Below are 18,972 nucleotides of genomic sequence, written 5' to 3' on the forward strand. Positions count from 1 at the left end.
AAAGGAGGAGTTATTTTTATAACTCCTCCTTTTTTTATGTATTGCTAATTGAAAAATTAATTTCCTTTTTTGTAATCTTCTAGAAATTTAGCAAGACCGCTATCAGTTAAAGGGTGTTTCATTAATCCTTCTATTGCAGATAATGGACCTGTCATTACATCTGCTCCTAATTTGGCACAATCAATAACATGCATTGTATGTCTTACGGAGGCAGCTAAAATTTGTGTTTCAAAAGCATAGTTGTCATAGATATGACGAATTTCTGCGATAAGATTTAATCCATCTGTAGAAATATCATCTAAGCGTCCAATAAACGGTGAAACATAAGTTGCTCCTGCTTTAGCAGCTAATAATGCTTGGCCTGGAGAAAACACCAAAGTTACATTAGTTCTTATACCCTTATCACTAAAGTATTTACATGCCTTTATTCCATCTTTAATCATAGGTAACTTAACCACAATTTGATCATGCAATTCAGCCAGCTCCTCACCTTCTTTAATCATTTCTTTATAATCTGTAGAAATAACTTCAGCAGAAACATCACCATCTACAATATTACAGATTGCTACATAATGCTTTAAAATATTATTTTTTCCAGTTATACCCTCTTTCGCCATTAAAGATGGATTTGTTGTAACTCCGTCTAAAACGCCTAATTCTTGGGCTTCTTTAATCTGTTCTAAATTTGCTGTATCTATAAAAAATTTCATGATTTTACTTTTATATTTAATTTATTGGTCTTAATTACAAAATTACAATTTATAATGCTTCAATAGTAATTTTTCATACACTATATCAGGAAGTATTTTTTTTAAAGTCAGGGAGAATTTTTGCATAAAATCGCCAACTTTATAATGAATTTTGGGTTTATTAATTTGAATGATTTTTAGCACCATCTCCGCCACTTGCTTTGGATCACCTCCATCATTTACGCCATCGTTTATCGCGTTTAATGTAGCCCCATAAGGAATACTGTAAGGCGAATTTTTTAAAATTGGTGCATGGTATCTGCCAGAGGCAATATTGGTTGCAAAATCTCCAGGTGCGATATTTGTCATCTGTATGCCAAAATCTTTAATTTCCATTCGCATGGCTTCCGTAATTAATTCCAAAGCGCCTTTAGATGCAGAATAAATGCCACGATATGGCAACCCCATATATCCAGCAATAGATGTAATATTAATTATTAATCCGCTTTTTTGATTTCTCATTTGTGGCAAAACGGCTTTCATCATTCGAATGGGGCCATATAAGTTGGTGTCAAATGCTTTAGCTATTTCGTCATTTGGTGTTTCCTCAATGGGGCCTGTAATACCCACGCCAGCATTGTTTACAAGAATATCTAGTCTACCTTCTAGACTAATTAATTTATTGATGGCAATAGTAATAGTGTCTTCTTTCTGAACATCTAATTCTAATAATTCAAATTCTTTAAAATCGGGATATTTCGCCGTATTTCGGGTAGTTCCGTAGACCTTATATCCATTCGATTTTAGATAGACACCTATTGATTTTCCAATTCCAGAAGAACCACCTGTAATTAAAACAACTTTTTGTTCCATATTGCAATATATAAATGCAAAGAAACAAATAATAAGAGCGAGAAAAAAGTGATTTTTTTTTGGGGATAAGAAGAAAAAAATGGCAAGCTACCTACGTCGCACCGCTACGACCACATACCCTTGCTGCGTTCCCACCCTGGGGGATTCTGCAGGAGCTGGTCGCGTAGGACTTGCCGCTGCAAATATACAACGTTTTAAATTTTTCACAATCATTTTAGATTGTAAATTTAAATAAATACCTTGCCATTAAATGCAATAATAGCTATGTTATTGATTGCCAATTTTTTGAATACGATAAATTAAAAATTCGATATATAAAAAACATAACTTTTTAAGTAATGAAATTAAAATTAATACTTACAGCTACTTTTTTATTAGCACTAATAGGTTCTTGTGGAAGCGGCAATACCCCAACTTCAGAGCTTTTTACTATTCAATTAGAAGGTAATAAAACCGAATTTAATCAAAACGATAAAGTTGGTATTTCACTTAAGAATCTAAAGAACATTCCTGTGGAAAATATTACCTATTCCATTGATGATGAAGAGGCAATCGTAAAAGATAAAGTACTTGACTTAAGTTCTTTAAAACTAGGCTCTAAAAAAATTAAAGCCACTATTAATTATGACGGTATTGCAGGTGAGATAACAAAAGAAATCAAAATATTAGCTCCCATAGCTCCTGAATCCTATACCTATGAAATTATTAATGAATACCCTCACGATTCCAATGCTTTTACGCAAGGTTTAGAATTTTATAAAGATACGCTTTATGAAAGTACAGGGAAAAAAGGAATGTCATCCCTGAGAAAAATTGATTTTAAAACAGGTAAAATTATCAAGCAAATTGACCTAGAAGACAGCTATTTTGGTGAAGGAATTACTATTTTAAATGATAAGATTTATATGCTTACCTGGCAAAGTGGACTTGGGTTTATTTATGATGTAAATACCTTTAAAAAATTAGATTCATTTAAATACGGTGCTAGTAAAGAAGGTTGGGGATTAACTAACGATGGAAAAAATCTATATAAAAGTGATGGTACTGAAAAAATTTGGTTATTAAATCCAGATAATTTATCAGAAATAGATCATATTGAAACGGTTACAAATAAATCCATTTTTAATAAAGCTAATGAACTAGAATATGTTGATGGAAAGATATATGCTAATGTTTGGCAAAAAGAAAGTATGATGATTATTGATGCTACAAGTGGCGCAATTGAAGGAGTTGTAAATTTCTATGGTTTGAAAGAAAAAGTAAGTCAAAACAATAATTTAGACGTTTTTAATGGAGTTGCTTACCATAAAGAAAGAGGTACTTTTTTTGTGACAGGAAAAAATTGGGATAAATTATTTGAGGTTAAAATTGTAAAAAAATAATGTTTAAACCATATAGCAAGACTATTCAAGTTGTTCAAGATGATTTAGATGATTTAGATCATGTAAATAATGTACGTTATGTGCAATGGATACAAGATATAGCCAAAGAACACTGGCGAGAAAAAGCACCGAAAAAGTTATATAATGAAAGTATTTGGGTGGTTAAAAGTCATTTTATAGAGTATAAAAAAGCAGCAGTTTTAAAGGATGTAATTAACATAAAGACTTATATAAAAGAGTCGAAAGGAGCATTATCGATAAGAGTTGTAGAAATGACAAATGCCACCACTAAAGAATTGCTTTTAAAATCTAAAACAGAATGGGTATTATTAGACTCTAAAAGTTTACGTCCCATTAGAGTATCAGAAGAAATCCAAGCTATATTTAAATAGATCCATTTGTTGAAAACTACACATCTTCGGTATATTTATCATTTGCTACTTTTAGTGGTAATTGTACTATGGAGTTCTTGTAGAAAAGATTTTAACTACGAAGATAGTACCGGGAATTTGTCCTTCTCTAAAGACACGGTGTATTTAGATTCCGTATTTACCAATATAAGATCAAGTACATATACCTTAAAAGTATATAACCAAAGTAATAAAGATCTTAAAATCCCTTCTATTACATTAGAAAATGGTATAGAAAGTAATTATCGTCTAAATGTAGACGGACAAGCAGGTAAAGAATTTTACAATGTACCATTGTATGCCAAAGACAGTCTTTATATTTTTATAGAAACTACCGTAGATATAACTAGTACTGCTCAAAACGAATTTCTGTATACTGATGCAATTTTATTCGATCAAGGAATGCAGCAGCAAAAAATACCATTGGTGACACTGGTTAAAGATGCTATTTTTCTTTATCCCGGAAAAGATATGAATGGCGTAAGAGAAACTGTTATATTAGAAAATAATGAAGAGAAAATTACCGTAAATGGGTTTGTTTTAGCGGACAATCAATTGCAATTTACCAATGAAAAACCTTATGTTATTTATGGCTATGCAACGGTACCTGAGAATAAAAGTTTACAGATAGATGCTGGAGCTAGAGTCTATTTTCATAAAAATTCAGGCATTTATGTGCCGGATTTAAGTTCCCTAAAAATAAATGGTAGCGTAAGTGAGGACAACGATGTTCTAGAGAATGAAGTAATTTTTGAAGCCGATCGTTTAGAGCCGGAATTTAGTGTAACTGCAGGGCAATGGGGAGGAATTTGGATGGCTAACGAAAGTATAGACAATAATATTAATCACTTAACTCTAAAAAATGCCACTATCGGAATTTTTGTAAACGGCAACAATTCGGAGGAAAATGTAAATTTAAAAATAACCAATTCACAAATTTACAATTCTTCAAATTCTAATATTTGGGCAAAAAATGCGAGTATAATTGCTGAAAATTTAGTTTTAGGCAATGCAGGGAGTAACTCGCTTTTTATAACAGATGGTGGTACGTACAATTTTACTCATTGTACAATCGCTAATTATTGGTACAGTGGTTTTAGGTCTGGGTTTGCGGTACAAATAAATAGTAATACTAATGTAATTCGCGCAAATTTTACCAATTGCATAGTAGATGGCAGTAATACAAATGAATTAGTACTCACCCTACCAGCGAGTTCAACAAATTTGAGTTTCAATTTTTCTTATTGTATGCTTAAAGTAAATCTTGCACTGAATTCCGGCAACTCACTTTATGATTTTGAAAATACAGAAAATTACAATGCTGTTTATCTAAACGAGAATACTTCATTTACAAATACGAAGCAGAATATTTATTCCATTACATCAAATTCATTTAGCATAGGTAAGGCTCAGTTAGAAGCCGCTCAATTGGTGCCAGAAGATATCTTAGGTAATAACAGAACTGTTAATCCCGCAATTGGAGCTTTCCAATTTATAGAGTAAAACCACATACAATATGGTATAATTCATCTTATTGATTTCAATTTCAATTATTTACAAAAATAAAAACCATAGAAATTCTATGGTTTTTATATAGTCTGTTGTTAAATACAAATAGTATTTTGCCAACAAAATACTAAATCATGGAATACGAATACACAATAATCAACTCCGACGATGTTTCAAGCCATGACCTAAGGTCTAAATTGGTAGATTTTAAAGAACTACGCTGTGCAGGTGTCGCTAAAGACTGTTCTTCCGGTATTAATGTAATATTAAAACAAATGCCCGATGTGGTATTTATTAATTTAAATGAGAATGCGGATAAATGTTTCTCTATGGTAGCAGAATTGCATCAATATGTAAAATTTATGCCAATTCTAATTGGAGTCTCCAAAAATAAAGATTTCGCCTATGATGCAATAAAAAACGGATTCTACGATTATTGGTTAGAACCATTAAATGAATTCGATATTAGAAAAACAACACTCCGATTGCAAAAAACAGAGTTAAAAGAGCAATTTTCTAATACCACGCTATGTTTAAAGTCATATAAAGATTATCGTTACATCGACACCAATGAAATTTTATATTTAAAAGCTGACAATAATACTACGGATGTTTTTTTGAAAAATGGCACCTCTGTAAGTGCTTTTAAAACATTAAAAACTTTTGAAGATAGATTGCCAATAAATTTTATTAGAATACACCAAAGTTATATTCTAAATACAGATTACATATCTCGTATAAACTATGGAAAATCTATATGCGCCTTAAAAAATGTAGAAACACAAATTCCGTTTTCCAGATCATACAAATCTAATATAGATGGATTAAAGAAAATACTGACCAAAAGTACTATTACTACTTTAAATTAGGTTAATTCTTACAAATATGGGCTGCATACTCATAGAAACGTACCATTCACTAAACTCCGATATAATACATCAAAAAAACGCTCAACTGCAATTAATTTTGGAATCAAATAATAACAATAAACCCGAAATCCAAAATAATTATGAAAAAAGTAGCAGCAGTATTCGCAATAGTAGTTTTTAGTTTAAGTATGTTTTCTTGTACAGCTGATTCAGCATCACAGGATGATAGTGTGTATGATGTTCAAGCATGTACAGATTGTCATACACCACCACCACCAAGAGGAAATTAATAATTATACTTTCGATAATATACTTCTAAGCTTTAAATAACTTATTTATTTAAAGCTTTTTTTTATCTTGTTCCTTTATATGCATTAATGAATACAGGAATAAAAACTATTCTGACCTTTTTATTTGTATTTGGACTTTTACATTCTTGTTCCAAAGAAAAATCATCGTCTAATTCCCAAATATCTTCCTTAAAAAAAATAGACAGTATTACTGCATTCATTAACCAAAGTGTAAATAGTAGTTTAGGTACTAAAGAAACAATAATAGCATTAGAACAATCCTTAAACTTGATTAATTCTTTAGAACAGGATTCTCTTAGAATGAAATACTTCTCTGATCTATCCTATAAAAGTATCTCAATTGGAGATTCATTATTTTTTCGAAAAGTAAACTTACAAACACAAAAATTAGCTTCTGTTTTAAAGGATTCTAGTGCATTGGCGGAAGCTCAATGGGATTTAGCAATTTATTTCAATCAGTCGAACTTAAAAGATAGTGCCTACTATTATTACAATAATGCATTAACAATTCATTCTAAACTTAATAATCCAAATAAAATAGCTAATTTACTTTATGCCATAGCTACAGTACAAACAGCTGTTGGCGATTTTTCTTCTGCTGAGCAGAATACCATTAAATCATTGGAGCTTTATAAAGCTTTAAATAATTACAATGGCTTGTATTTAGCGTATAACAGTTTAGGTAATATTTCTAACTCTGTGGGTGAGTATAATCGAGCAATTGAGTTTTACAATACTGCAAAAACTTATTTAGATGAAGTAGAAAATAGTGAATCTGATAAAATTTCAATTACCAATAATATTGGAGTTAGTTATAATTATTTGGAGAATTATGAAAGTGCTGAGCGTAACTTTCAAATGGTTGTTAATGCCGATAGTTTAAAGTTTAAAAATCCTGATTTCTACGCAAAGGCACTTACCAATTTGGCGACGTGTAAAATGAGTTTGAATAGTTCAGAAAACATTGAACCACTTTTTGCGGAGGCTATTCAAATACAACAAAATGAAAACAATTCCTTTAGCGAGGCGACCACAGTAGGGTATTATGCAAAATATCTCGCCTTTAAAGGTGATACCCTAATAGCCCTTGAAAAAGCAAAAAAATCAGTAGCATTAGCCGAAAAATCAAACAACACGGAGGGACTTCTTAGAAGTTTAGATTTTTTAACCATAATAGATAAGCCCAATGCATCAAAATATGCACAACAATATATTGTAGTAAATGAAAAACTACAGAAGGACGAACGTACTTTAAGAGATAAATTTGCCCGTGTACGTTTTCAAACTGATGAATTTATAGAGAAGAACGAGTTGTTGGCCAACCAGAACAAATTACTAACACGTGAAAAGCAACTATGGTCTGCTATAAGTGTTATAGGTTTAATTACCGCTATAGCTATATTAGTTATTGTTTTACAACGCATTAGAAATAGAAACTTAAAATTTAAACAACTACAGCAAGAGAGCAATCAAGAAATTTTTAACCTATTACTGCTCCAGCAAGGTAAACTCGAAGAAGGTAAAAAACTAGAGCAAGAACGTATTTCTCAAGAATTACATGATGGTGTGTTAAATAAAATGCTCGGTATACGTTTAGTTTTGATTGGTTTAAATAAAAAAACAGATCAAGAATCTATTGATCAGCGAGCTGAATTAATAAAAGATTTAGCAGAACTTTCTGAAGAAATAAGAGCAGTATCTCATGAATTAAGTAATGCTGCTTACCAAAATGTATCTAATTTTATAGAATCTATTAAAGCACTTATTGAAACCTTTAGAAAAGCTACACCTGAAATTAACTTTAATTTTGCCTATACTGAAGAGTTTGGATGGGATAACATTTTAAGTGAAACAAAAATTCACCTTTACAGAATAGCACAAGAGAGTATTCAAAATTGTATAAAACATGCCCAAGCATCTACAATTTTTCTTAATTTTGAGGCTACAGATAAAGAAATAGTTGTTTCTATTGAAGACAACGGGAAAGGGTTTGATAGTAATAAAGCCAAAAAAGGAATAGGATTTAGAAATATTTCTTCAAGAGTTCGTAAAATGAATGGTATTTGGGATTTAAGTTCTACCTTAGGAGAAGGTACAATTTTAACTATAAAAGTGCCACTTACCGAGTCAAAAAATAAAGTAGCATAGTTTTAATTTTTTAGCATGAAGACCATAAGAATACTAGCTGTAGATGATCATAAAATGACCTTGGTCGGCTATAAATACATTCTTGAAGATACTAAATTTCCTGATTTTAAGATTGAAATGAGTATGGCTAATACTTTTAATTTAGGGAAGGAAATGATTTTAGATTCTGCTAAATCCAATACTTTCTACGATATTTTGTTGTTAGATATTCAACTTTCCTCTGTAAAAGAAGGCTATGCAAGAACTGGCGAAGATCTTGGTGTTTATGCACGAGAAGTTTCACCAGATTCTAAAATTGTGTTTTTATCTTCATTTAGTGATAATTATAGAATAAATAGTATCATGAACACCGTAAATCCAGAAGGATATATGGTTAAAACTGATATTAATGAAGATGCACTAAGAGAAATGGTTGAAACTGTACTTACAGAGCCTCCATATTATACAAAAAAAGCAATGATTGCTATTCGTAATAAGATGTCTTCGGATATCTATTTAGACGATAATGACAAAAAATTATTGTATTATTTATCAATTGGTACTAAGACAAAAGATATAATAGAATTTGTTACGCTATCATTGCCCGGAATAGAAAATAGAAAACGACAATTAAAAGAAATATTTGGCGTAGGGAAGGAAAATGACTACGCGTTGATCAATGCAGCTCGAGAAAAGGGCTTTATTTAATCGAAAATATTGATTTTTAATAATTGCAAGTACCTGATAATCAATGTTGTAAAAAACAGAAAATAAAAACCATAAAAAGTCTATGGTTTTTATATAGTCTAAGGTTAATATTTAAAACTATGTTTGTTTTAATCATTAATATTTTTACGACATGGCACATAGAAAGAACACCCCAAAAAAAGGTCTAAAAGCTTATAATGATCAAGATAATTCTATTCTTGGTTTGGATGCCTTTAAATTGAAATTAGAGAAAGATTTCTTTTGTGACGTAAACATTCGTAATGCGCAATTATCCTTACTTTCAAATAATCTCATCTTAGAAACTAAATTTAATTTTAATTTGTATGATGGATTGTCTTTGCTAGCCAACAGAAGAATTGGGGATTTAGATTTAGATATTGAAAAAAAGAATGAATGTCTATTTCTTACAGCTCTTGAAAATCTAGATGAACTAAACAATAAAACTATTGATATTGAAGAACTCAATATTATTTTTAATGATTGCACTATTATTATTCATAGAATTTTTGAAAACAGTATTGCTTTTCAAATAAATAATTTAATATCAGAACTGTATAAAAATCAGATTTTCTATACACAGGAGTATACAAAAACACCATATGAAATTCATATTCCAGTTTTTGAAGAAAGTCCGTTTGATGTAGATTATAGTGTTTTGAATATTAAAACAAACACCAACCATGGTCACGACTACTTTGCCTTTTGGGGATTGTATTTTGAAGATTGTGTAGATTCTGCAATTTTTGATTTTGGCAATAAAAATATCATAGATGGCGAACTAACTATGGTCAATTACTAGAATAACCATTAGCTTATAAATTAAGAAAAGCCATTGTAAATAAATACAATGGCTTTCTTATATTATCTATTTTGAAAATGTTTAACAGGCGTAGAACAAATCTCTTCCGCTCATTAGCGCATTTACTTTTTTCTTCACTTTTTCTAATACTTCATCATTTTCTGCGTTGGTTAAAACTTCGTCAATAAAATCAACAATAATAGCCATATCATTCTCTTTTAGCCCTCTTGTTGTTATTGCTGGCGTTCCAAATCTAATTCCTGAAGTAATAAATGGAGATTTATCATCAAAAGGCACCATATTTTTATTGGCAGTAATATCTGCCTTTACTAATGCATTTTCAGCATCTTTACCTGTAATGTCTTTATTTCTAAGATCAATCAACATCATATGATTGTCTGTTCCTCCAGAAATAATTTGGTATCCTTTTTTAACAAATGCCTTTGCCATTGCATCTGCATTCTTTTTAACTTGTAATATATACGTTAAATATTCATCGGTTAAAGCTTCACCAAAAGCCACAGCCTTTGCCGCAATAATATGTTCTAATGGTCCACCTTGGTTTCCAGGAAATACTGCCAAATCTAGTAAAGCCGACATTTTGCGCAATGTTCCATTTTTTAAAGTTATACCAAACGGATTGTCAAAATCTTTACCCATTAATATTAATCCACCTCTTGGTCCTCTTAAGGTTTTGTGCGTTGTAGTGGTTACAATATGACAATGAGGAATAGGATCATTTAAAATTCCTTTAGCAATTAATCCAGATGGATGTGATATATCAGCTAATAATAAAGCTCCTACACTATCAGCAATTTCTCTAAATCGCTTAAAATCTATATCACGAGAATAGGCTGAAGCTCCCGCGATAATCATTTTAGGTTTTTCTTTAGTTGCTATTTCTTGAATTTTATCATAATCCAATACACCTGTTTCTTTATCAACTCCATAAAAAACAGGATTGTATAATCTACCAGAAAAATTCACTGGAGACCCGTGAGTTAAATGTCCGCCATGCGATAAATCAAATCCTAGTATAGTATCACCAACATTTAAGCAAGCATGATAAACCGCAGCATTAGCTTGCGATCCCGAATGCGGTTGCACGTTAGCATATTCTGCTCCAAATAATTCTTTTGCTCGATCTATTGCTATTTGTTCAACAATATCTACAACTTCACAACCACCGTAATATCTTTTTCCAGGGTAGCCTTCTGCATATTTATTTGTTAAAACAGATCCAGCTGCTTCCATAACTTGTGCGCTAACAAAGTTTTCAGATGCAATAAGTTCTATTCCATTAATTTGGCGCTGTCTTTCTTCAGCAATTAGTTCGAAAATTTGATTGTCGCGTTGCATAATATAAATAAACTGTTAAATTGAGATGCAAAAATACGAATTGACTATCGTTAATTGGAAGAAAATAATATATTTGATTGCAGAACTTATTAAACAGCAATTAACAATTTAAATATGCCTTTAAAAACTAACGATCCTAGTAAAAAAACATGGATTTCTGTATCCGAAGATTCAGATTTTCCTATTCAAAATATTCCCTTTGGTGTTTTTTTAACTAGAGATGATGTAATAACAATTGGTACACGAATAGGAGATCATGCGATTGATTTAGGCGCTTTACACCAATTAGGCTATTTTAATGAAATTCCTTTAACAGATGATATTTTTCTTCAAGATACCTTAAATGATTTCATTTCTGATGGAAAAAAAACATGGCGATTAGTACGTAATCGAATTTCTGAAATTTTTGATGAAACTAATCCTATCTTAAGGGATAATATTGAGCATAGAAAAGTAGTCCTTTTTACAATGGACGAAATTGAAATGCAATTACCTGTGCAAATTGGTGATTATACTGATTTCTATTCTAGTAAAGAACATGCAACAAATGTAGGTTCAATGTTTAGAGATCCAAATAATGCTTTATTACCAAATTGGCTTCATATTCCAGTGGGCTACCACGGTAGAAGTTCGTCAATAGTAACCAGTGGAACGCCTATTAGAAGACCAATGGGCCAGACAATGCCTAATGGTGCAACGGCACCTGTATTCGGACCGTCAAAATTGGTCGATTTTGAGCTAGAAATGGGCTTTATCACTACCGATGCTAATGTTTTAGGAGAGCCTATTCCTGTTGAAGAAGCAGAAGATTATATTTTTGGAATGGTATTGTTTAATGATTGGAGCGCTCGAGATATTCAAAAATGGGAATATGTTCCTTTGGGGCCGTTTTTAGCTAAAAACTTTGCATCATCTATGTCACCATGGATTGTAACAATGGATGCGCTACAACCTTTTAAAGTAGAAAGCCCTAAGCAGAGCCCTACTCCATTGCCATATTTACAACATCAAGGCAAAAAAACTTATGATATTCACTTAGAGGTAGATATTATCCCTGAGGATAGTGTTGCTACAACTGTTACTAAATCTAACTTTAAATATATGTATTGGACAATGTCACAACAATTGGCACACCATACTATAAATGGTTGTAATGTAAATAGTGGCGATTTGATGGGTAGTGGAACAATATCTGGCCCTACTCCAGATTCTTATGGTTCTATGCTAGAACTTAGTTGGGGAGGAAAAAACCCAGTGCAATTAAATGATGGTACCACGAGAACTTTTATAGAAGATAATGATACCGTTGTAATGCGTGGATTTTGTAATAAAAATGGAATAAGAATTGGTTTTGGTGAAGTTTCAACCAAATTACTTCCTGTATTTCAACCAAAAGCAAAAAAGTAATTCACGTAATTTTTAGTAAAGATTATACTATTAGTTTAAAAAAAAGCGTTTCTAAATAAATTATGGCACGGCTATTGAAAATAGCTAAATGAAACCCGTAAATAATTTATTATGAAGAAATTTTTACTTGCAATCGGAATTGGTTTATTTATATCCTGTGGTGGTGTAAAAAAAACCCAAGAAGCCCTAAATTCGGGAGATTATAATAATGCTATTCATAAAGCTATAGCTAATCTTGTAGATAACAAAACAAAAAAAGGTAATCAAGCCTATGTAATTTTGTTAGAAGAAGCTTTCAAAAAAAATACGGAACGGGAATTAAAGCAAATTGCTTTTCTTCAAAAAAGTGGCAATCCTGCTAACTATGAAGAAATATATAACAGCTATATCAATTTAAAACAAATTGAAGATCGCATAGCGCCGTTATTGCCGCTTCCTATTTATGAAGAAAATAGAGATGCTAAATTTAATTTTAAGGATTACGACTCTAAAATAATTGCTTCAAAAATTCAATTATCAGATTATTTGTATTCTAATGCAAGTATGTTACTATCTAATGCTTTGCAAAAAGAAGATTATAGAAAAGCATATAATGATCTTAATTATTTAGAAAAAATAAATCCAGGCTATAAGGATACTCGTAATAAAATTCAAGAAGCTCATGCTAAAGGTTTAGATTATGTAAGTGTAAATCTTTATAATGATACAGAGCAAATTATTCCTGTTAGACTTGAGGAAGAGTTATTAAATTTTAATACCTACGGATTAAATAATTTATGGACAGAATACCATACAGTACAAGATAATAACATGAATTACGATTATGAAATGAATGTTATTTTTAAAGATATAAACATTACTCCAGAGCAAATAAAAGAAAAACAAATTAGTAAAGAAAAACAGGTGAAAGATGGATTTACTTATGCTTTAGATCGTAATGGAAACCAAGTAAAAGACAGTCTTGGAAATAAAATAAAGATAGATAAATTTAAAACTGTAAAATGCGATTTTTATCAATTCACTCAGTTTAAGGCTGCTCAAGTAACCGGTCAAGTAAGTTTTACAGATTTAAAAACAAAACAACAAATAAATTCGTATCCATTGGCCAGTGAGTTTGTTTTTGAGCATGTTTATGCCAAATATAATGGGGATAAATTAGCATTAGATAATGATTTAATTTCCCTATTAAGTTTAGCCGCTGTCCCCTTCCCTACTAATGAAGAAATGGTATATGATGCGGGAGAGGATTTAAAAAACAAACTAAAAGGTATTGTTACCCGACAACAGTTTAATTAAATAAATTATAGGTATAAAAAAAGTCATCAAGCTAATACAAACTTGATGACTTTTTTGTTTTCTGTAGTCTAGATAAATTTCGCTACATCTATTTCATTTATACTACCATGTGATGCATTAGCTACAGCCACACCATTTTTAATAATTAATAACTGAGGAGATTGATGCATAACTTGGAACTTATACCCTGTTTCATTAGATACCTCTCTAAAGTTATGCAAATCTAAATAATACAAATCTGCTTCCTCTTTGTTTAATTTATAAGTACTCTTAAAAGTGTTTAAAACCATTCGACTAATACCACAAGTAGTAGAATGTTTAAAAATAAACTGAGGCTTAGTTTTAGATTTCAATACAATTTCTTCTAATTGATCTAAACTTGTTAAATTAATCCATGGTAAGGCTTCTTTTTCATTTTTTGGCTCGTCACTTTTATTCCCAAATAGCCCACTAAATATTCCCATATTTCTTATAATTTTATAGTCAGTCGTACGGTTTTAAAAAACTTACAACCTGCCGTTATGTCGTTAAAATACTATCAAAAAGCGTCAAAATGACATTAATCATATCTTGGTAAGATAATTGACAATAACTTACCAAAAGTAAACAATAACGTAAATAAAAAATATATGAATATAAATAATTTTACTACCAAATCGCAAGAAGCAGTACAGTTAGCGCAGCAACTTGCACAAGAAATGGGTCATCAACAAATTGAAAACGAGCATATATTTAAAGCTATTAATCAGGTTGATGAAAATGTAACTCCATTTATTCTAAAAAAACTGAATGTAAATACAGCTATATTATTTCAAGTAATTGACAAACAACTAGAAAGCTTACCTAAAGTTTCTGGAGGTGATCTTGTTTTTTCACGCGAGGCAGGAAAAACATTGAATGAGGCCACCAGTATTGCTAAAAAAATGGAAGATGAATATGTTTCAATAGAGCATCTTTTATTAGCTATTTTTAATTCTAAAAGTAAAATAGCACAAATTCTCAAAGACCAAGGTGTAACTGAAAAAAACTTTATTTCTGCAATTCAGGAATTACGTAAAGGCGGAAAAGTTACTTCTCAAGGGGCTGAAGACACGTACAATGCCTTGAATAAATATGCAAAAAACCTTAATGAAATGGCAGATAAGGGCAAATTGGATCCCGTTATTGGCCGAGACGAAGAAATAAGAAGGGTATTGCAAATTTTATCAAGACGTACCAAAAACAATCCAATGTTGGTAGGAGAACCAGGCGTTGGTAAAACAGCAATTGCAGAAGGATTAGCACACAGAATTGTACAGGGTGATGTGCCAGAAAATTTAAAGGACAAAGTAATTTATTCCTTAGATATGGGGGCCTTAATTGCTGGAGCGAAGTATAAAGGTGAGTTTGAAGAACGTTTAAAATCGGTTATTAAAGAGGTAACTACTTCAGATGGTAATATTGTATTATTTATTGATGAAATTCATACGCTTGTAGGTGCTGGTGGTGGCGATGGAGCAATGGATGCCGCTAATATTTTAAAGCCTGCCTTGGCTAGAGGAGAATTACGTGCTATAGGTGCTACTACCCTAGATGAATACCAGAAATATTTTGAAAAAGATAAAGCATTAGAGCGTAGGTTTCAGAAAATTGTTGTTGATGAACCCGACACAGAGAGTGCTATTTCTATCTTAAGAGGAATAAAAGAAAAATATGAAGCACACCACAAAGTGCGTATTAAAGATGAAGCGGTAATCTCAGCAGTAGAGTTATCACAGCGTTATATAACTAATCGTTTTTTACCAGATAAGGCAATTGATTTAATGGATGAAGCGGCCTCTAAGCTCCGTATGGAAATCAATTCTAAACCAGAAGAATTAGATGTGCTTGATCGTAAAATAATGCAATTAGAAATCGAAGTTGAAGCAATTAAACGTGAAAACGATCACACTAAATTAAAGGCTTTAAACTTAGACCTTGCGAATCTTAAAGAAGAACGAAATGAAATTTTTGCAAAATGGGAAAGTGAGAAAAATGTTGTAGACGATATTCAAAAGACAAAGCAAGATATTGAGGATTTTAAATTAGAAGCGGAACGTGCGGAGCGGAACGGTGATTATGGTAAAGTTGCGGAATTGCGTTATGGAAAAATAAAAGAAGCGCAGGAAAAACTTGAGAGCTTGCAACATGTTTTGGACGAGCAACAGCAAGGCGATACAATGATTAAAGAAGAGGTAACAAGCGAAGATATTGCTCAAGTTGTTGCAAAATGGACAGGTATTCCAGTGACAAAAATGCTACAAAGCGAACGTGAAAAACTTTTGCAGTTAGAAGATGTTTTACATAAACGTGTAGTTGGTCAAGAAGAAGCAATTGAGGCAGTATCTGATGCTATTAGACGAAGTAGAGCTGGTTTACAAGATTCTAAACGGCCTATTGGTTCTTTCTTATTTTTAGGAACAACAGGTGTGGGAAAAACAGAACTAGCAAAAACGCTTGCAAGCTACCTGTTTGATGATGAAAATGCTATGACACGAATAGATATGAGTGAATATCAAGAGCGCCATTCTGTAAGTCGTTTAGTAGGAGCACCTCCAGGATATGTTGGTTATGATGAAGGCGGACAATTAACTGAAGCTGTAAGACGCAGACCTTACTCAGTAGTATTGCTCGATGAAATAGAAAAAGCGCATCCAGATACATTTAATGTATTATTACAAGTATTAGATGAAGGTAGACTAACCGATAATAAGGGAAGAGTGGCCGATTTTAAAAACACTATTATCATAATGACTAGCAATATGGGAAGCCATATTATTCAAGAACAATTTGAAAATGTTAAGGATATTCATAGTGCCATGGAAGCCGCTAAAGTTGATGTATTAGGTTTATTACGGAAAACTATACGCCCAGAATTTTTAAACCGTATTGATGACATAATCATGTTTACGCCATTAACTAAAAATAATATTGTGAAAATTGTGAGTTTGCAATTAGATCAGTTAAAAAAGATGTTGGCTAAACAGAATATCACAATTGATGCAACACCTGAAAGCATTAAATACTTGGCGGAAAAAGGATATGATCCACAATATGGAGCAAGACCTATTAAAAGAGTTATTCAGCGAGAGGTATTAAATACGCTTTCTAAAGAAATATTAAGCGGTGCAATAACTACAGATAGTGTTGTGTTAATCGACTCGTTTGATGATAAGCTAGTATTTAGAAATCAGGCTGAAATGGTTTGAAATATTGATTAAAAATTAAAATTAAAACATCCTTTTGATATATTTTGAAAAGGATGTTTTTTTTATGACCTTAAACATACCTTACAGTATATAAATTTTTTTATATTCGTATAAAATAGTTTTTCTATGATTTCAAAAGCCGAAAGAACCACTGCATTTATCGTAGAAACCGTTGCTCCAATTTTTAATAAATTGGGTTATGTTGGCACTAGTATGAGTGATTTAACAGATGCAACCGGCCTTACAAAAGGTGCCCTATACGGGAATTTTGAAAATAAAGAGGCGCTTGCTTTAGCGGCGTTTCAATACAACAGCACCTTATTATTAGATGCTATAGATGAAAAATTAGGAGTTTCAGGTACTGCATTAGATAAACTTTTTAGTATCACAAATTTTTACCGTCATTATGATGAGTTCACTCAAAAAACAGGTGGCTGCCCTGTATTAAATGTTGGTGTAGACGCTAAGAACAATAACAAATTATTATCAGCAGCAGCTAAAGAAGTCACCAAACACATTGAAGGCAAAATAGCTCTTGTACTGGAAAACGGCGTAAACCAAGGAGAAATTAGATTACCTGTTACTCCTTTGCAGTTTGCCAAACAAATGTTTACAATGATTCAGGGAGCGGTTGCAATGGCTACAATAACCGATGATCGCAAGTATTTATTGAATACCATTGCCTATTTAGATCAATTAATAACAAAAGAAATTAAAAAATAAAATACATTCAAAAGATACTAAAATTGGTTTCTATTTTAGAGCTAAGCGTCTTATTTTTATTTTAATATCATCACTATTTTTATTTACAATAATACCTAAGGCAATAAGTATTCCCATACCTGCTAATGCTGCTCCAACATAACTTGCAGCTGTAATCTCAAAACCCATAGCAATAGGTATGCCTGCTAAATATGCCCCAGATGCATTGCCCATGTTAAATGCACTCTGATTCATACTTGAACCTAACATTTCTGAACCTTCAGAGGCTTTTATAATTGCCATTTGTATTGGTGTTGCAACCGTAAAAGAAATAATTCCTATAATAAAGGTTAAGACCAATATTCCAATAGGATGTGTTGCAACTATGGTATTTGCGAGCAAAGCCAAGACCATCATCCCTAAACTCAGAACCACAGCGTTTAGCGGTTTAAGTTTTTCAGCCATTTTTGCTCCTAAAAAGTTACCAACCACCATTCCTAAACCTGCAAGAATCATTGCGTAACCCACCATACTTTCTGGATATCCGATAATATTAGTTAATAATGGGGCAATATAACTGTACCATGCAAAAAAGCCACCTGTACCAATTGTTGTTAGCAATATCAATACCCAAAGTTCTGCTTTTTTAAAAATTTGAAAATCTTTTTTAATATTAGATTGTGGAGTTTTTGGAAACATAGGCATCCAAAAGTATACACTCAATAATGCCGCAATTCCAACTATACCAACAAGTAAGAAGGAGATTTTCCAACTAAATTCATGTCCTAAATAAGTGCTCAGTGGAACTCCAATTACATTGGCAATAGTAAGCCCAGCAAACATAGTAGCAATCGCCGATGCCGATTTTCCAGGGGCAGCTAGCTTACCAGCAACAACGGCACCAATACCAAAAAAAGCACCATGAGGTAATCCTGATAAAAATCTAAATAGTAATAAACTTGAATAACTTGTTGCAAAAGCTGATAAGGTATTAAATATTGTAAACCAGATCATTAAGCCTAATAACATTTTATTTGCTGGTAATTTATTCCCTAAACTAGTTAACAAAGGAGCACCTATAACTACGCCTAAAGCATAGGCCGCAATAAAATGTCCCGCTTGTGGAATAGTAATTTTTAAGCTATTTGCAACATCTGGTAAAATTCCCATAATTACAAATTCTGTCATGCCAATACCAAAACCACCTATGGCTAATGCTATTAGCGCTTTCTTATGTGTTTTTCTTATTTTCATAATCCTATAATTAAAATGATATCTTAAAG

General features: G+C 31.8%; 17 protein-coding genes and 1 other RNA gene. 12 read left to right on the forward strand and 6 right to left on the reverse strand.

Translation table 11 applies throughout. The features are described 5' to 3' along the window. Window positions 1-56: 56 nt before the first annotated feature. The 3 genes from fsa to ffs form a co-directional block, all read right to left on the reverse strand. Complete coding sequence (gene fsa, locus B8963_RS07120) at window positions 57-710, reverse strand: fructose-6-phosphate aldolase (protein ID WP_084060772.1); 654 nt, start codon at window positions 708-710, stop codon at window positions 57-59. Window positions 711-752: 42 nt separating this feature from the next. Next, the gene (locus tag B8963_RS07125; RefSeq protein WP_084060773.1) at window positions 753-1,562 is read right to left on the reverse strand and encodes an SDR family oxidoreductase; all 810 of its coding nucleotides are present in this window, start codon (window positions 1,560-1,562) and stop codon (window positions 753-755) included. 77 nt (window positions 1,563-1,639) lie between these two features. Beyond that, an RNA gene (ffs, locus tag B8963_RS07130) (signal recognition particle sRNA small type) lies at window positions 1,640-1,738 on the reverse strand. Window positions 1,739-1,900: 162 nt separating this feature from the next. On the opposite strand from ffs, the gene B8963_RS07135 reads away from it, so the two are divergent. From B8963_RS07135 to B8963_RS07165, 8 genes are all read left to right on the forward strand, one after another. Beyond that, window positions 1,901-2,944, forward strand: a complete 1,044-nt coding sequence (locus B8963_RS07135; RefSeq protein WP_084060774.1) for a glutaminyl-peptide cyclotransferase — start codon at window positions 1,901-1,903, stop codon at window positions 2,942-2,944. After that, window positions 2,944-3,336, forward strand: a complete 393-nt coding sequence (locus B8963_RS07140; RefSeq protein WP_084060775.1) for an acyl-CoA thioesterase — start codon at window positions 2,944-2,946, stop codon at window positions 3,334-3,336. The genes B8963_RS07135 and B8963_RS07140 overlap by 1 nt, the downstream gene beginning before the upstream one ends. 6 nt (window positions 3,337-3,342) lie before the next feature. Next, window positions 3,343-4,857 (forward strand): hypothetical protein, encoded by a 1,515-nt coding sequence (locus tag B8963_RS07145; RefSeq protein ID WP_234989626.1) that lies wholly within the window; start codon window positions 3,343-3,345, stop codon window positions 4,855-4,857. Between the two features lie 140 nt (window positions 4,858-4,997). Next, complete coding sequence (locus B8963_RS07150; RefSeq protein ID WP_084060777.1) at window positions 4,998-5,732, forward strand: LytR/AlgR family response regulator transcription factor; 735 nt, start codon at window positions 4,998-5,000, stop codon at window positions 5,730-5,732. Window positions 5,733-5,872: 140 nt separating this feature from the next. After that, a complete protein-coding gene (locus tag B8963_RS15940) occupies window positions 5,873-6,022 on the forward strand; it encodes a hypothetical protein (protein ID WP_159447286.1) in 150 nt (49 codons plus the stop codon). Between the two features lie 87 nt (window positions 6,023-6,109). Beyond that, window positions 6,110-8,191, forward strand: a complete 2,082-nt coding sequence (locus B8963_RS07155; RefSeq protein ID WP_084060778.1) for a tetratricopeptide repeat-containing sensor histidine kinase — start codon at window positions 6,110-6,112, stop codon at window positions 8,189-8,191. 15 nt (window positions 8,192-8,206) lie between these two features. Continuing rightward, complete coding sequence (locus B8963_RS07160) at window positions 8,207-8,878, forward strand: response regulator (protein WP_084060779.1); 672 nt, start codon at window positions 8,207-8,209, stop codon at window positions 8,876-8,878. Between the two features lie 151 nt (window positions 8,879-9,029). Continuing rightward, window positions 9,030-9,698, forward strand: coding sequence for a hypothetical protein (locus B8963_RS07165; protein WP_084060780.1), 669 nt, complete (start codon window positions 9,030-9,032; stop codon window positions 9,696-9,698). 81 nt (window positions 9,699-9,779) lie between these two features. On the opposite strand, the gene glyA is transcribed toward B8963_RS07165, so the two are convergent. Further along, entirely contained in the window at window positions 9,780-11,057 is a 1,278-nt protein-coding gene (gene glyA / locus B8963_RS07170) for a serine hydroxymethyltransferase (RefSeq protein WP_084060781.1), read from the reverse strand. Window positions 11,058-11,171: 114 nt separating this feature from the next. On the opposite strand from glyA, the gene fahA reads away from it, so the two are divergent. Both fahA and B8963_RS07180 read left to right on the forward strand, forming a co-directional pair. Continuing rightward, window positions 11,172-12,464: a fumarylacetoacetase gene (fahA, locus tag B8963_RS07175; RefSeq protein ID WP_084060782.1), complete on the forward strand. Its 1,293-nt coding sequence runs from the start codon at window positions 11,172-11,174 to the stop codon at window positions 12,462-12,464. A gap of 111 nt (window positions 12,465-12,575) precedes the next feature. Next, window positions 12,576-13,760: a hypothetical protein gene (locus B8963_RS07180; RefSeq protein WP_084060783.1), complete on the forward strand. Its 1,185-nt coding sequence runs from the start codon at window positions 12,576-12,578 to the stop codon at window positions 13,758-13,760. Window positions 13,761-13,828: 68 nt separating this feature from the next. Here the strand turns inward: B8963_RS07180 and ytxJ are convergent, their stop codons facing one another. Beyond that, the gene (ytxJ, locus tag B8963_RS07185) at window positions 13,829-14,224 is read right to left on the reverse strand and encodes a bacillithiol system redox-active protein YtxJ (protein ID WP_084060784.1); all 396 of its coding nucleotides are present in this window, start codon (window positions 14,222-14,224) and stop codon (window positions 13,829-13,831) included. Between the two features lie 165 nt (window positions 14,225-14,389). Between ytxJ and clpB the strand changes: the two genes are divergently transcribed. Both clpB and B8963_RS07195 read left to right on the forward strand, forming a co-directional pair. Continuing rightward, complete coding sequence (gene clpB, locus B8963_RS07190; RefSeq protein ID WP_084060785.1) at window positions 14,390-16,987, forward strand: ATP-dependent chaperone ClpB; 2,598 nt, start codon at window positions 14,390-14,392, stop codon at window positions 16,985-16,987. A 126-nt stretch (window positions 16,988-17,113) separates the two neighbouring features. Continuing rightward, complete coding sequence (locus B8963_RS07195) at window positions 17,114-17,710, forward strand: TetR/AcrR family transcriptional regulator (protein ID WP_084060786.1); 597 nt, start codon at window positions 17,114-17,116, stop codon at window positions 17,708-17,710. Between the two features lie 30 nt (window positions 17,711-17,740). Here the strand turns inward: B8963_RS07195 and B8963_RS07200 are convergent, their stop codons facing one another. Further along, window positions 17,741-18,943 (reverse strand): MFS transporter, encoded by a 1,203-nt coding sequence (locus B8963_RS07200; protein WP_084060787.1) that lies wholly within the window; start codon window positions 18,941-18,943, stop codon window positions 17,741-17,743. Window positions 18,944-18,972: the final 29 nt, after the last annotated feature.

The sequence above is a fragment of the Cellulophaga tyrosinoxydans genome, from assembly GCF_900176415.1.
Taxonomy (GTDB): domain Bacteria; phylum Bacteroidota; class Bacteroidia; order Flavobacteriales; family Flavobacteriaceae; genus Cellulophaga; species Cellulophaga tyrosinoxydans.